10 protein-coding genes are annotated in these 15,609 nt (G+C 47.1%); all 10 read left to right on the plus strand.

Annotated features, from left to right (window positions below; translation table 11 throughout):
- Positions 1–44 precede the first annotated feature (44 nt).
- Positions 45–3,623 (plus strand): H-type lectin domain-containing protein, encoded by a 3,579-nt coding sequence (locus tag MHM89_RS10700; protein ID WP_239408773.1) that lies wholly within the window; start codon positions 45–47, stop codon positions 3,621–3,623.
- A gap of 109 nt (positions 3,624–3,732) precedes the next feature.
- The gene (locus tag MHM89_RS10705; RefSeq protein ID WP_239408774.1) at positions 3,733–4,950 is read left to right on the plus strand and encodes a PEGA domain-containing protein; all 1,218 of its coding nucleotides are present in this window, start codon (positions 3,733–3,735) and stop codon (positions 4,948–4,950) included.
- 148 nt (positions 4,951–5,098) lie between these two features.
- The gene (locus MHM89_RS10710) at positions 5,099–6,142 is read left to right on the plus strand and encodes a rod shape-determining protein (protein WP_022945533.1); all 1,044 of its coding nucleotides are present in this window, start codon (positions 5,099–5,101) and stop codon (positions 6,140–6,142) included.
- Positions 6,142–6,987 carry a rod shape-determining protein MreC gene (gene mreC / locus MHM89_RS10715; protein ID WP_022945534.1) on the plus strand — a complete coding sequence of 282 codons (846 nt, stop codon included), beginning with the start codon at positions 6,142–6,144 and terminating at the stop codon, positions 6,985–6,987. The genes MHM89_RS10710 and mreC overlap by 1 nt, the downstream gene beginning before the upstream one ends.
- The gene (gene mreD, locus MHM89_RS10720; protein WP_022945535.1) at positions 6,980–7,459 is read left to right on the plus strand and encodes a rod shape-determining protein MreD; all 480 of its coding nucleotides are present in this window, start codon (positions 6,980–6,982) and stop codon (positions 7,457–7,459) included. Before mreC ends, mreD begins: the two co-directional genes overlap by 8 nt.
- A 2-nt stretch (positions 7,460–7,461) precedes the next feature.
- On the plus strand, positions 7,462–8,019 hold the full coding sequence (locus MHM89_RS10725) for a Maf family protein (protein ID WP_045979151.1): 558 nt from the start codon (positions 7,462–7,464) through the stop codon (positions 8,017–8,019).
- A 2-nt stretch (positions 8,020–8,021) separates the two neighbouring features.
- Positions 8,022–9,494 carry a ribonuclease G gene (rng, locus tag MHM89_RS10730; RefSeq protein WP_022945537.1) on the plus strand — a complete coding sequence of 491 codons (1,473 nt, stop codon included), beginning with the start codon at positions 8,022–8,024 and terminating at the stop codon, positions 9,492–9,494.
- Between the two features lie 29 nt (positions 9,495–9,523).
- Positions 9,524–13,333 carry a YhdP family protein gene (locus MHM89_RS10735; protein ID WP_239408775.1) on the plus strand — a complete coding sequence of 1,270 codons (3,810 nt, stop codon included), beginning with the start codon at positions 9,524–9,526 and terminating at the stop codon, positions 13,331–13,333.
- Positions 13,330–14,160, plus strand: a complete 831-nt coding sequence (locus MHM89_RS10740) for a carbon-nitrogen hydrolase family protein (RefSeq protein WP_239408776.1) — start codon at positions 13,330–13,332, stop codon at positions 14,158–14,160. Before MHM89_RS10735 ends, MHM89_RS10740 begins: the two co-directional genes overlap by 4 nt.
- On the plus strand, positions 14,157–15,596 hold the full coding sequence (gene tldD / locus MHM89_RS10745; RefSeq protein WP_239408777.1) for a metalloprotease TldD: 1,440 nt from the start codon (positions 14,157–14,159) through the stop codon (positions 15,594–15,596). The genes MHM89_RS10740 and tldD overlap by 4 nt, the downstream gene beginning before the upstream one ends.
- Positions 15,597–15,609: the final 13 nt, after the last annotated feature.

A 15,609-nucleotide genomic window follows, 5' to 3' on the forward strand; every position in this document is an offset into this window, starting at 1 on the left:
GTTTACTTCTTGTGAGTAGCTTCTTTGCGAACGCAGTTCCTAAAGTGGAAGGGCGTTTTATTGAACTGCAAAATACCTACGATAACCCTATTTGGACAACCATCAACTTTTCACAAGCGTATGATGAACCTCCAGCGGTTTTTATGCTCTCGACGAATCAAGGGAGTAACCCAGCGATTGTAAAAATTCGCAATGTGACAAGAACTGGATTTGAAGCCTTACCTTTGGAGCCACCGGGTGAAGATGGTGAACATATTACTATGGGGGCACATTACTTAGCTATTGAATACGGTGTACATGAGTTTGAAGATGGCTTGTTTATGGAAGTAGGTAAAACTATTTTGGATCAATCCAGCTTGCAATATGGGAGCGGCTCTACTTTTACTTTACCCCAAAGCTACAAGCGAGTTAATTTTGACTATGAATTTAGTGAGCGTCCGGTTTTAGTACATTCCATCCAAACTTTAAATAGCAACGATACTAACCCGCCAAGAGATGCCTTAAGACCGTTTTTGACTGTGGCTATCGAATCGGGAAGCTTAGATACTCAGGGGGTTAATATGGCGCTGGAAGCGTCTGAAACTCAAGCGGGTAATATTGTCCCAGAGACGATTGCTTATTTGGCCGTTATCGAGGGGAGCAACCGATTATTTAATGATGATGATGACAAAGAAATTTATTGGGAGGCGCTATTCAGTGGTGAACGGATAGATGGTTGGGACGATGGCTGTGACGATACTTTTTTTAATAATAACTATAGCTCTTCTCCCTTAGTGGCTGCTAGTAAGATTAGCCGCAATGGTGCCGATGGAGGCTGGCTACGTAGCTGTCGATTAAATAGCTCGCGATTAGGGTTGACGGTCGATGAAGACCGATACAATGACTCTGAACGTAACCATACCGTTGAAGAAGCAGGTATTATTGCGATGACATCGAATTTTGTTTTTAGTGGCAACTCCCCCTCTTGCGAGATTGTTTTTCCGGGCGCGTTAGCTACTTTCAACAGTGCTCCAATTCGGTTGGTAGATGGTGTTATAGTCGATGATCCCAATGGGGGGGTTGTGCAAACAGAGATTTTGGAAGATACATCAACGGAACCAAACAAAGCACGCTGTGATGGTGTTCAATGTATCGCAAGCGGCGTGAATGCAATCACCACTGCACAAGCTGAAGGCATCCCGACAATTGATAATGATGGCTCAAGCTCACCAAATTTACCCAGTGAGTTGATCGGTGACTACTTTATCGATGCTAGCCTGGTACAAATGGTCAACACCACATACGAAGTACTAGGTAAAACGCGTATATTTATAAAAAGCTCTTCCGCAATGGCGCCGTTATTGCAAATTAGTAATACGCAGTTAAATATTTCAGGCTCACCAAGTGATCTAACAATTTATGTTGACGGGAATATAAGCATAGCAAATTCCAATGTTACAGCTTATATGATGTCTACAGGCACGGCTATTGTTGGAGCTGCCTCGAAGGTTAGAGGTGCGCTTACAGCTGGGGGAGACATAGACACGGGGGCGCAGAGCGAATACCTTTACGTAAGACCAAATAACCTCGCCGGTATCTGCGGTAAAGAAGTTATTGAAACTGTGAACCATTACCGCTTTGAGCTCGCAGACAACAAGGGCTCTACTTGTGCAGCTAAGCCGGTAACCTTGAAGGCATGTGCAAATGTTAGCTGTAGCCAATTATATTCACAACCAACAAGCGTGGACTTATTGCCCGCAACCGGTGGCAACAATACCTGGTTACCGAGTGATAGTGTTACTTTTACTGGGCAGACAGATCTACAGTACGCACGTTCGGGAGGGGGCAATGTGAAGTTGGCGATTACGAATCCTATGCCTTCATCGCAGTTTAGGTGTTTTATTGGGGGGAGTGAAGTAGGAATCGAAAGTTGCAAAGTGAAGTTCGAAAAAGAAGGAATGGTATTTCGCAATCTTACTGATGGTGACGAAACCATTGTCACTCAGTTTGCAGGTAAACCCTCAGATGCTGGAGTTAACGCCAAAACCTACGCGGTAGAAGCGTGTGGTAACGGTAACCAGCTGGCCAACAAAACGCTAGACTCTCGTTTGAAGTTTAACTGTGGCGCGGGCCAAAGTTGCACGAATAGTTTGCTATTTAACCATCAAGGTGACAGTTACAATTTAAGTACTTTGAGCTTTTCGGACATACCTTTGAGGTTTGATGCTGACTCTAGAGCAGAGTTTACAATAGCTTATCCCGATGCTGGACAATTAAGCATAAGTGGTGAGCTGGATGTGCCTATTAACCCGAATTCGAAAAAGACGACTACGTTGAGTGGGGCGAGTAATCAGTTTGTGGTGCGCCCCTTTGGGTTTGATGTCACTGCCAGTGGAGCTAATAGTCAAGCACTCGATGCCAATGGATCACTCTATCGACTTACGGGTGAAAGGTTTCCAGTTACTGTTCGCCCTGTGCAGTGGCAAAGTGGTGATGATACTAATAACGATGGTGTTCCTGATAACTACCAAAATTTGCGCGATAACTTAGTTGCAAAACATTATGTTGGTATGGTTGGTGTCACAGCTGAAAATGTCATACCTGCAGGTGGGAAGGATGGTGTATTTGATTTCGATGACGAATCCGCGTTCAAGTTCGAGGGTAATGATACCCAAGTAATTAGTAACATCAGCTATGACCAAGTGGGTGTGATAAATGTCATCGTAGAATCTGAAAACAGCTATCTGGGCTCGGGTAAAGTTCGTGGTCAAGCCAATAACGTTGGTCGCTTTGCGCCATCTGATTTCAGTATGAAAAGTGCAAGTATTGAGCCGGCGTGCCCAAGTGGAGACTTTACTTATTTTAACCAACCTTTTAACACCGTTACTTATACGCTAGTTGCTGAGAACCATAAAAACGAAGTTATGCGTAATTACCGTGCTGGGTTCGATAAACTCTATACACCTAGTTTAATTGCAGTGCACGGGGGGGAAGAGCTAGAAAATCGTATTATCAACGTGGATTCTCTAAGTTGGCCACAAAATGCACTTCAAGCTGGGGAAATCAAAGTAACTGAAAGTGATGTGACTTTTATACGCCAAACTAATGCTTCTCAAATAGATGGCCCTTACGACAATACTAACATCAATTTGCTATTAAAAGCTGAGCAACTTGAGGGAGCGGTGTTGAATGGACTGCCTTGTGGAGGAGACTGCTCGCAAACAATAGCATCGCCAGTGAAGTTAAGATATGGCCGCCTAGCTCTACAAGATAATTACGGCCCTGCGAATGAGGAGTTACTGGTTCCCATGACGGCTCAGTTTTGGAACGGTCAGGGTTGGGCGATCAATAACCTAGATAATTGTAGTCAATATAAGTATCAAAGTTTGTCGTATCCTAGTGATTTAACAGTGGCAGGGAATAATGGGCAATTGAACTCTGGGGGCTACAAAAGCGGAGAAGGTATAGAAGTGGATGCGAATGGAAATACAGGCTCGTATTCAGTGAGCTACCCTGCGCCTGATTGGCTGCTCTGGGATTGGAGCGGCAATAATGCGGCTGATGAAAACCCCAGTGCGACACTCAAGTTTGGTACTTTCCGTGGTAATGACCGTATTATTTATTGGCGCGAGCAGCTCAACTAACTGACCTTTTTTAGGTAATGTGCTGGTTTTTATTCATTTTCTAGTAGAAATGGTTTTTTAGACTACCCTTAACAAAACAAGATGATGCTTATTTGTTAGGAAGGAAACCATGCGACTAGCTCTGTCATCACTACTACTATGCGCCCTTGCAGTATTCAGTATGGCGACTAACGCACAAGATACCTCAAAAGTAGCGGAAATCGCCGCGCAGCTCAGTCAGAATCAACAGCAATTCGAGCGCGATCAGCTGCAGATAAAAGCACACCAAGATGAGCTTACTTTATTGCACACTCAGTTACAGCGTATGCAAGCGCAGGTCAAGCAGGCTGAACGTCAACAACAGCTCGCCAAGCAGGCGTTAGATGAGGGATATCAGGCTTTTCTGAAAGACCCAAACACGCCTTTGAATAGCTTACAAAAAGACTATCAACAGGCAACTCAAACTCTGCATGATAAGCAAGCGCAAATTCACGCTCAACAAGCGGCAATCAATGGTCAGCGTGAAAGTATTAGCGCACTGAATACTGCTGTGGCGCAAAACCGAAAAAGTAAACTGGCATTGCAGCAATCGCTTGACCAAGCTCGCGTTGAACGTTTACGCACCGAATTTGCCCGCAAAGGAACCTTGGAAGTGGTGCATACTATCAACTGCCAGCGCGATGAAACCTTAGGGCAATGCGAGCGCCGTGGGCAGCAACAAGGGCTTAGCAAAGCGACCTCTCGCTTTTTAGATCAAGTGTACAACAATTTATCCGAGTACCGTTTAGTCAGTGCCAAGCGTGATTTGGCCAACGCTCGGGTCAAAGTGGTATCCAGCCATGTAGTTGACAGCGCCTTTAGCGGCCAAGGTAATTTTAATGTCAATTTGAGTGTGGCCATGGCTGGCGAAATTGATAATTCGCAATTGTGTTCGTTGCTCGAAGTTGACCCAGGTTATTGCCAAAGTCGCACAATCACAGTGAACCGATTACAAAATCACAACATCAATAATAAGGTGAGTCAGGGGCAGTTAAGTGAGCAAAGCGATAATACCGGCTCGGCAATCGAGGTTGGTCGCATAGCCGCTTTAGGAGACTTCCAAGAACACGCTAAAGACGCTAATCCGGTAACGTTAACGGTACGCTCTAACGTTGTTGATGACACCGTATTTATCAATGGTGAACCATACGGGCAAACTAAATTGGATGTCACATTGCCACTGGGTGAGTATCAAGTGGAAGTGCGCAAGCCGGGGTACAAGAGTTACCAAGTAAAGGTGGTGCTCGAAAAGCCCCAAGTGGTGTATGCTCAACTCAGCAAAAACGCCGTAAAATTAGCCAGTAAATAAGCGTTATTGTGGCCGTTTGTTAAACAGTTTTGCCCTTGGCGCTGTTTTTTCGTGCTAGCGCAAGCTTTATGTTGCCGCGAGGGGGATGCATTGGTAAAGTGTCTCAAGCTTTCAGATAATAAGAATTTTTCAAAGGTCAACCAGTTCCATGTTTAAGAAACTCCGTGGTCTCTTCTCCAACGATCTTTCGATCGATTTGGGTACTGCCAATACCCTAATTTATGTAAAAGAAGAAGGTATCGTGCTTAACGAGCCTTCGGTTGTAGCTATTCGACAAGAACGTGCTGGTGGACCAAAGAGTGTGGCCTCGGTAGGTACAGAAGCAAAGCAAATGCTGGGCCGTACGCCAGGCAATATAAAAGCGATTCGGCCGATGAAGGACGGCGTAATTGCTGATTTCTATGTTACCGAAAAAATGCTGCAGCACTTCATTAAGCAAGTCCATAACAACAATTTCTTGCGCCCGAGTCCGCGCGTGTTGATTTGTGTTCCTTGTGGTGCAACTCAAGTTGAGAAGCGTGCTATTCGTGAGTCAGCAATGGGTGCGGGAGCTCGCGAAGTGTACCTTATTGAAGAGCCTATGGCGGCCGCAATTGGTGCCGGCTTACCCGTGTCTGAAGCAACGGGTTCAATGGTTGTTGATATTGGTGGCGGTACCACTGAAGTGGCCATCATTTCACTTAACGGAGTCGTATACTCTTCTTCTGTTCGTATTGGTGGTGATAAGTTCGATGAAGCCATTATTAACTATGTACGCCGTAACTTTGGTAGCTTGATTGGTGAAGCCACGGCTGAGCAAATTAAACATGAAATCGGTTCGGCATTTAAAACCGATGATGCAAAAGAAATTGAGGTCCGTGGTCGTAACCTAGCTGAAGGGGTGCCGCGCTCGTTCACTCTAAACTCACATGAAATTTTAGAGGCGCTACAAGAGCCACTTATGGGTATTGTTAGCGCAGTCATGGTCGCTCTAGAGCAATCTCCTCCCGAGTTAGCCTCTGATATCTCTGCTCACGGTATGGTATTAACCGGTGGCGGAGCACTATTAAAAGATTTAGACCGCTTGTTAATGGAAGAAACGGGTATCCCCGTCGTGGTTGCTGATGACCCATTAACTTGTGTTGCTCGAGGCGGCGGTAAAGCCTTAGAAATGATAGACATGCACGGCGGTGATGTATTTAGCTACGACTAATGAAGCTATTATTTGGTCGTACTGTCTCAATGCAACTGCGGTTGACCATCGCAGTTGTGCTGAGTGTTATCTTGATTGTTGGCGATCGCTACACCAGCGGTGGCACTGCTGTTCGTACTTCGCTTAATACGCTAGTAAGCCCTTTACTTTACCTAGCAAACCTTCCTTATGAGCTGATCTCCACCAGTGCCAAAAATCTCACCTCTCGAGAGCAATTACTGCGAGAGAACCAAGCGCTGAAGACCAAGCAATTATTGCAAAGTGAACAGCTGCAGCAATTTGAATTCTTAGCTCGTGAGAATGACAAGTTACGGGCGCTATTGGGTTCGGACCCGAGGCAACAGAATAACAAGCTAGTTGCGCAAGTGCTGTCGGTGCACTCTAACCCCTATAGTCATCAAGTGGTTATCAATAAGGGCACCTCCGATGGTCTAAAAGAAGGCTTGGCGGTCATTGATGAGCTCGGCGTGGTGGGGCAAGTGGTGCAGGTGGGCGCGAATACCAGTCGTGTCTTGTTGATCACAGACACAACTCATGCCACCCCCGTGCGCGTATTGCGCAACGATGTGCGAACTGTGGTTGAAGGCATCGGTAAAATTACCCGAGTTAAACTCTCGCATGTGCCACACAGTTTAGATATTCGTATTGGCGATGTGTTGCTAAGTTCAGGTTTAGGGGAGCGCTTTCCAGAGGGTTACCCGGTGGCGGTAGTTACGGAAATTAATCGTGATGAAGGACGACCGTTCGCGCAGATTTATGCGGAGCCCGTAGCGCAACTTGATCGCATTCGTTTGTTAGTGGTCTTGAACAGTGCAGCGGCGACGCCTGAGGTAAATAATGATTAATCGTCAATTTTGGCTCATTATCGTTACCATCTTTTTTGCATTGGTGCTGGCGCTGATGCCATTGCCTATCTCTTTTGAACCCTTTCGCCCTGACTGGGTGTTATTGGTACTTATGTATTGGTCCCTTGCGGTCCCTCATCGTCTTAATATTGGCAGTGCATGGTTAACAGGGCTCGTAATAGACCTTGCAACGGGTTCACCTCTGGGGGTGCATTCGTTGACTTATGCCATTACTATTTACATTACTGCGAGTAATTACCAAAAGCTGCGTAATTTCTCTATTTGGCAACAAGGGTTGCTTGTGGCAGTGTTTTTGGCTCTGCATCATTTATTGCAATTCTGGCTGCACCACTTCTTGCTTGAAGTCTATTTTGCACCGCAATTTTTATGGCCGGCAGCGACCGGTGCTATTTGTTGGCCATGGCTATTTTTATTATTACGTAAATATCGCCGCCATTTTCGGATCCGTTAGTTATGTCTGCTATATATCTTGCTTCGCAATCGCCGCGTCGGCGTGAGCTATTGCAGCAATTGGGCATTGAATTTGAGCAATTTGCTGTTGATGCCGATGAAACGCCACTCGCACAGGAAACACCAAGACAGTTGGTAGAACGTCTCGCACGCTTAAAGGCTGAATCGGCTGTGGCTATGGGCTATACCGACCGCCCTGTTTTAGGTAGCGATACGGTGGTGGTATACGACCACCAAGCTTTAGGTAAACCTAAAGACTATGACGATTTTGTCGCTACTATGAACAAACTCAGTGGCCGCACGCATCAAGTGATGACAGCAGTCGCTTTGGCTAACGAGACTAAAACCAGCTCCTTAGTCGTCACCACTGACGTACAGTTTAAAACCTTGACCGCGTCAGAAATTGAGGCTTATTGGCTCACCGGTGAGCCACTCGATAAAGCCGGCGGCTACGGAATTCAAGGACGCGCTGGTGCCTTTGTCACCCACCTCAGCGGTAGCTATTTCGCCGTGATGGGGTTACCTTTGTATGAAACACAGAAACTAATAGCTGAATTTTAGCCATGAGCTCAGAATTACTTATTAATGTAACGCCCAGTGAAAGCCGTGTAGCACTGATTGAAAACGGCGTATTGCAAGAGGTGCAGGTTGAGCGCATAGGCAACCTAGGCATCGTCGGCAATATTTATTTAGGCAAAGTAAGCCGGGTATTACCGGGTATGCAGGCCGCTTTTGTTGATATTGGCCTAGAGAAGGCAGCGTTTCTACATGCCTCAGACATCGTCAATAGTGCGTCTTTTGAAGAAGGGGTGGACGACCAGCATATCAAAAAGGTGCAGGATATACGTGAATTGGTGCGCCAAGGTCAGCACATTATGGTGCAGGTGGTCAAAGATCCCATCGGCACTAAAGGAGCGCGCTTAACCACGGATATTACGATTCCATCACGTTATTTGGTGTTTATGCCAGATGCCACTCATGTAGGGGTTAGTCAGCGTATAGAAGGCGACGAAGAGCGTCAGCGCCTGAAGGATATTGTTGCCCAGTACAACGACGAAAACGGCGGCTTTATAGTTCGTACTGCAGCGGAAGGAGCCAGCGAGCATGAACTTAAACATGATGCAGAATTTCTTAAGAAACTGTGGTTGAAAATTGTCGACAGGCGGAAGAAAACCCGCAAAGAAAACATCCTCCACGAGGATTTAAAGCTTGCTTTTCGTACTTTGCGTGATTACGTAGGCGAAGACATGGAACGCATTCGCGTGGACTCTAAGCTTACCTACCAAGAGCTGACAACCTTTACAGAAGAGTTCGTACCACACCTTGCGAAGGTATTAGAATATTACCCGGGCGAGCGCCCTATTTTTGATTTATTCGATGTAGAGAACGAAATACAAAAAGCACTGCATCGTAAAGTAGAGCTCAAATCCGGCGGTTATTTGATCATCGATCAAACCGAGGCCATGACCACGGTGGATGTTAATACCGGTGCCTTTGTTGGCCACCGTAATCTAGAAGAGACAATTTTTAATACCAATATTGAAGCCACCAGTGCCATCGCCCGGCAACTAAGACTGCGTAATTTAGGCGGTATTATCATTATCGACTTTATCGATATGGTGTCTGAAGAACATAAACGCCGAGTATTGCACTCTTTGGAACAAGCGTTGTCCAAAGACAGAGCGAAAGCGAATATTAACAGCCTTTCTGCACTCGGGCTTGTGGAAATGACGCGCAAGCGTACCCGGGAGAGCTTAGAGCATATTCTCTGTGGGGTGTGTCCGTCTTGTGCAGGTCGTGGTTCGTTGAAAACGGTTGAGACCGTGTGTTACGAGATTCTGCGAGAGATTGTTCGAGTTAATCGAGCCTATGATGCAGATAAATTTATGGTGTATGCTTCTGCAGCGGTTAGCGAAGCGCTAATTAATGATGAATATCATAACCTTGCAGAGCTAGAGCTCTTTATTGGTAAACAGGTCATGATTCAAACAGAAAACCTATATAGCCAAGAGCAGTTCGATGTGGTGATGATGTAGTGAACGCCAAGTCGGTTTGCTTTTTTTGTTTGCGGAAAATTTGGCAAATCAGCGCAGTTACCCTAGTGTTGCTTGCTGTGCTGGTGTCGCTGGTCAAATACAGCTTACCTTATGCCAATGATTATCGTGCTGAGGTCGAGCAGTTCCTCGGTGAGCAGTTAAATGCCGATATCTCCATTGGCTCATTAAGTGCAAGCTGGCAGGGTAATGGCCCAGCGCTTGTCATAAACCAAGTAGGGTTCGCCGACAATGCTAAGGCCCCTATTAGCGTCAGCATTGAACAAACCCGGTTGCATATTAATTTATGGCAATCATTACTGGATAGACAGCTGCACTCCAATTACTTTGTACTGCAAGGGTTTGACGCTGAAATCGATGCTCGCGCCCTACTTAGCAGTGAGTCAAAAACCAGCAGTTCGCAGCAGCAAGCCTTAATCGAAAGCCTGTTTTTGGGTGACCAAGGGCATTTTGCTATCGAAGACAGCGAACTTAACATCATTAGCCTCGATAACCGCCATCACCGTATTTTTTTAGAAAACTTGGTGTGGCAAAACCGTGCTAAAGATCATTTTGCCGAAGGTCAGGTGAGCCTCCCGGGCATTGAGCAAAACACTCTTGAAGCTCGCCTTAAACTCTCCGGCGCGCGCTTAAATAATATTTATGGCGATTTATATCTGCAGGCACAGAGTTTGAACATCTCTGGTTGGTTACAAGAGTTTGTTCGCCCGGAATTAACCCAATTACAATCCAACCTCAATTTTGAATCTTGGCTGCACTTTGCTGAAGGTCGCCTAACCGATGTGCAATTGGCGATGCAACCGAGCCAACTCAATTGGCAATACCAGCAACAACCTCAATACCTCGAGTTGCAACAGGGTATGGTGCGTATTCATCCTCAAGCAAAAGGCTGGCGAGTGCGTACATCTGGGCTGCAGTTTAGCGATGAACAATACCAGTGGGCACCGATTATTTTTGATGCACTCATCAGCGAACAGCAACAAGTGTGGGTGCAAGACTTAGATATTTCCATGTTCTCCACCTTTGCACGGTTAGGAAAATCGCAGTTATTACAAGAGTTGCTGACGGTGCAACCGCAAGGGTTTATCAACGAGGGCTATTTTCACTGGCAAGGCGATAAGCAATGGCGAGTATGGTTTGAAGCCGAACACTTAGGGTGGTCGGGGTTTCATGGTATTCCTGGTGCGCAAGACCTCAGTGCCAGCGCGCATATTAACAACCGTAAAGGTTTACTTAGTATTGCTGGTAGCGACAACCACCTATTGACCGGCAAGACGTTTAGCGAGCCGCTCGCTTATCAACAACTTGCCGCAGAAGTCGCATTCTTTAATGATGGCGAGCATTGGTCCATCGAAAGTGATGAAGTTACTTTAAGCAATGATGATTTAGACTTAGTTGCCGAATTTGCGCTGACTCTGGATTCGCAGCCAGATATGAACCTATACGCAGAAATCAGCGGCGGCAGTGCAGCCAATGCCGGGCGTTACTTCCCTGAACCTTATATGCATAAAAACCTGATTGACTACCTCAATGGGGCAATAAAAAGTGGCGATATGCATTTTGCTCAGGTGTTGTTACAGGGACCGCTCGATCAGTTTCCCTTTACCGAACAGCAGGGGCGGTTCGCGGTCAATGCCCAAATAGAAGATACCGAGTTCGCTTTTGCCCCTGACTGGCCGACGATAAAAAATGCCGCTGTTGACTTAGCATTTAACAATCAGCGCATGGATATTTATAGCCGCAGTGGCGAGTTACTCAATTTAGCGCTGGGTGACAGTGTCCATGTGTATTTGCAGGACTTGCTCAATGCTGACACTTTAGCCATTGATATTACAGCTAATATTGAAGCGCCTAAGCTACAGCCTTTTTTTGCGCAAACACCATTAGCTGAGCCGCTTGCCACCGTCTTTGATGTGATACAGGCACAAGACCGCCTAGATGGCGAGCTGCAGCTGCTTATCGACCTCAAAGACAGTGGAGTGCGTGCTTCAGGCGAGGTGTTATTCGCTGGCAATGCCGTTCACCTAGCGCAGCCCGGCATCGACTTAAGTGAACTGCGGGGCAGGTTGTCGTTTGTAAACGATCGTATTGAGATAAATGAAGCCCAGGCCTATTGGCAAGGGATGCCGCTCACTGTGAGCTTACTAGGTGAAAGCCAAGGCGAAAACTATCACGCTGACGTTAACATTGGTTTGCAAGCTGATGTGGCGCAGTTACAAAAGCGGCTGAATGGCTTGTTAGATGCGCAGTTGAGTGGTACCACTGCGCTCAATGCGCAGTTGGCTCTAAACTTTGATAACCAAGGGTTTAGTTACGAGGCGCATGTGCAAAGTGATATGCTCGGGGTAACCAGTACTCTGCCGACGCCGTATAACAAAGCCGCAGACGATGCGTGGCCGCTTAATGCCTTAATTCAGGGGGATGACATTTCTAACCTGATCATGGTCGAGTTGGACGAGCAATTATACTTTAACGGCATTCTCAACAACGGCGAGCAGCAAATGAGTAATGCTCACCTTATTGTCGGCAAGCAAAATTTAGGGCTTAACAAGCAAGGGTTTGAGGTGAGCGTTAATCTCCCAGAAGCCGATATCCTCGCTTGGCAGCCTGTACTTAAAAACATTATTGATGTGGCTGCACGCAGCAGTGGCGAGCCTTCGGTAATGCCACCGTTAACCAAGGTGGTGGGGCAAGTACGCACAGCTTATGTTGATGTGGTGCCCTTTAATGAGCTGGAATTTACGTTAATTAATCAACCCGCAGCAATGGATTTAAAATTGCTAGCCAAAGAGCTGCGAGCCCGAGTAGACATTCCCACCGGTAGCCAAGCACAGCGCCGCGATATTCGCGCCCATGCTGACTATCTACGCGTGAACATCCCCACTAATGATAGTGGCGGTGATGACGTTACACACAGCAGCGAAACGGATTTAAATTGGTTAACGCAGCTACCGAGTGTAGCGTTTACCTGCAGTGATTGTCGCATTAACCATTATCAACTTGATCAGGTCGAGCTTCATTTTGCGGGTGCTGGCGAGCAACTGACTATTAGTGAGTTGGTGGTCGATAAACGCGAACATGTGCTGCGTGCCGATGGCTATTGGCGTGATGGGCAAACCCATGTCAAAGGCCAATTTAATAGTGATGATATTGGTTCGCTGTTTGATGAGTTTGACATCACTTCAACGGTTCAAGACTCTGAAGCAAATATGGATTTTGCGCTGCATTGGCAGGCAGCCCCTTACGATATTGATATCGCCAGCTTGGGCGGTGAAATTAGTTGGCAACTCGGTGAGGGGCACCTAAGTGAAATTAGCGATGGCGGAGCGCGGGTCTTCTCGTTACTGAGCCTGGACTCTCTGGTGCGCAAGCTCAAGTTGGATTTTCGCGATGTGTTTGCGAAAGGCTTTTTCTACAACAGTATGCAAGGCAGTATGCAGTTGGCCCAAGGGATTGCTTACACTAAAGATACGAAAATGGATGGCGTGCCTGCTGATCTTACTATCAAGGGTTATGCCGATTTAAATACGCAAACGATTAACTATGATTTAGCCGTGGCACCACAGGTTACTTCTAGCTTACCCGTGATTGTTGCTTGGATGGTCAACCCAGTAACAGGGTTAGCTGCACTGGCCTTGGATAAAGTCATCCACTCAGCGCGAGTTATTTCTGAGATTAAATTTAAGGTCAGTGGGGCAATGGATAACCCTGAGGTGGTTGAACTCGATCGTAGCAGCCGAGAAGTCACCTTGCCGCAAGCTGCGCAAAATCAACCACCGGCATCGCAACCCGAACAACCACTGGAGAAACCTTTACTATGATGTTGTATGCGTTACAGTTTTGCGCCCAGCAAGACAGTGAGTATAACTTTCAGCGTGTGCAGCAATTTTTATCTCAGTTACAGCCACAGCGGCCTTGCTTAGTGTGTTTGCCGGAAAGCTGGCTATGCTTTGCAAAAAGCAGTGAGCAGGTATTGGCTGTGGCCGAAAAACACTTATATTGGCGCCAGCGTTTAGCTGCGCTGTGCACGCGTTACGGTATATGGCTTGCGGCAGGGACTCTGCCGGTCGCCACCTCAGAAGGGCGTTACCTCGCGGCATCTTTTGTTTTTGATGACCAAGGTCAAGAGCGAGCGCAATACAATAAAATTCACCTGTTTGATGTGACCGTAGCGGATGGCACAGGCACTTATCACGAGTCCAAACATACCGAAGCCGGTGAGCAGGTGGTGGTACTCGACTCGCCCTTTGGACGGCTGGGGTTAAGTGTGTGTTATGATATGCGCTTTAGCGAACTCTATCGTCAGCAAGTGCAACTGGGGGCTGATATACTGCTTGTTCCTAGTGCTTTTACAGTACCCACCGGTCGAGCGCATTGGTACACCTTGTTGCGTGCACGAGCGATAGAAAGTCAATGTTATGTGGTCGCTGCTGGGCTGTACGGTCGTAATAATAGTGACTGCGCTCATAACAATGGCCGTGAGACCTATGGCCATAGCCTAATTGTTTCGCCATGGGGTGAAGTGCAAGCTGAACTGAGCCAAGGCGAGGGCTGGATAGCCCAACCAGTAAACAGTGAAGAATTAAATCAACGCCGTGAGTCCATGCCCATGCATGCTCACCGCCAAGCGAGAAAAGTAAGTTTATGAGTCAAGTTGAGCACAACCTTCTAACGCAAAGCCGATTGGACCGCGATGATCTCGCCAACGCCTTGCAATACATCCATCAGCATAAGGTGGACTATGCGGACTTATACTTCCAATCGAGCTACAACGAGTCGTGGGTGTTAGAGGACGGTTTAGTCAAAGAAGGGAGCTATAACATCGAGCGCGGCGTCGGTGTGCGCGCGATCAGTGGCGAGAAAACCGGTTTTTCCTATTCTGATGCGATTAATCTCGAAGCGATTAATAATGCCGCGATGGCCGCACGCAGTATCGCTGATGCGGATCAACATGGTCAGGTTAAAATATTCAGTGAGCAAGATGTGAAACGTCAATTTGCGCCGCTGCAACCGATTCAGAGCATGAGTGATGACGATAAGGTGGCGCTTCTGCGTGAAGTTGAAGAGTATATCCGTCAATTGGCGCCTGAAGCTGAGCAGGTGGTAAGCTCGATGTCCGCCGTCTATGAAGAAGTGCTCGTGGCGGCGAGTGATGGTACCTTTGCAACCGATATTCGCCCGCTAGTGAGATTGAACTGCTCAGTGCTGTTGAAAAAGGGTGATCGTCGCGAGCGTGGGGGGGCCGGTGGCGGAGCCAGACTCGATTTTAACTATTTCAAAGAATTAGTCGACGGTAAGCCGCGTTGGATGCACTACGCTGAAGATGCTGTACGTATGGCTAAGGTCAACTTAGAAGCTATTGACGCTCCAGCGGGAACCATGCCTGTGGTGCTGGGTGCGGGTTGGCCTGGGGTGTTGCTGCATGAGGCTGTAGGTCATGGTCTTGAAGGCGACTTTAATCGAAAAGGCGCTTCTGCGTTTAGTGGCAAAATTGGTCAGCAGGTGGCGTCAGAGCTGTGTACTGTGGTTGATGATGGCACCATGGCGAACCGTCGTGGGTCATTAAATATCGATGATGAAGGCACTCCGGGTGGTTACAACGTACTTATTGAGCAGGGTATTCTAAAGGGCTATATGCAAGATAAGCACAACGCTAAATTGATGGGAGTAGAGCCTACTGGAAACGGTCGTCGCGAATCTTATGCACACTTGCCTATGCCACGTATGACTAATACCTATATGCTCGGTGGCGAGCATAGCCAAGAAGAGATCATCGGCTCAGTAGACAAAGGCATTTACGCGCCAAACTTTGGCGGTGGCCAAGTGGATATCACCTCTGGCAAATTTGTGTTCTCAGCCTCGGAAGCCTACTTAATTGAAAATGGCAAAATCACCACGCCTATCAAAGGCGCCACGCTGATTGGTAATGGCCCAGAGGTAATGAAGCAAATATCTATGGTTGGCAATGATCTAGCGCTAGATAAAGGCGTGGGCATTTGCGGTAAGGACGGACAGAGTGTTCCGGTAGGAGTGGGGCAGCCCTCTTTGAAAATCGACCAACTCACCGTCGGTGGTACCGCTTAAACATCCCCAAAAG

It is taken from the genome of Pseudoalteromonas sp. CNC9-20 (genome assembly GCF_022347875.1).
GTDB classification, from domain to species: Bacteria; Pseudomonadota; Gammaproteobacteria; order Enterobacterales; family Alteromonadaceae; genus Pseudoalteromonas; species Pseudoalteromonas ruthenica.

Excerpts from the sequence above, each read along its gene's own strand:
- MHM89_RS10705 (WP_239408774.1), top strand. The coding sequence starts at position 3,733 with ATGCGACTAGCTCTGTCATCACTACTACTATGCGCCCTTGCAGTATTC.
- MHM89_RS10710 (WP_022945533.1), top strand. The coding sequence starts at position 5,099 with ATGTTTAAGAAACTCCGTGGTCTCTTCTCCAACGATCTTTCGATCGAT.
- mreC (WP_022945534.1), top strand. The coding sequence starts at position 6,142 with ATGAAGCTATTATTTGGTCGTACTGTCTCAATGCAACTGCGGTTGACC.
- mreD (WP_022945535.1), top strand. The coding sequence starts at position 6,980 with ATGATTAATCGTCAATTTTGGCTCATTATCGTTACCATCTTTTTTGCA.
- MHM89_RS10725 (WP_045979151.1), top strand. The coding sequence starts at position 7,462 with ATGTCTGCTATATATCTTGCTTCGCAATCGCCGCGTCGGCGTGAGCTA.
- rng (WP_022945537.1), top strand. The coding sequence starts at position 8,022 with ATGAGCTCAGAATTACTTATTAATGTAACGCCCAGTGAAAGCCGTGTA.
- MHM89_RS10740 (WP_239408776.1), top strand. The coding sequence starts at position 13,330 with ATGATGTTGTATGCGTTACAGTTTTGCGCCCAGCAAGACAGTGAGTAT.
- tldD (WP_239408777.1), top strand. The coding sequence starts at position 14,157 with ATGAGTCAAGTTGAGCACAACCTTCTAACGCAAAGCCGATTGGACCGC.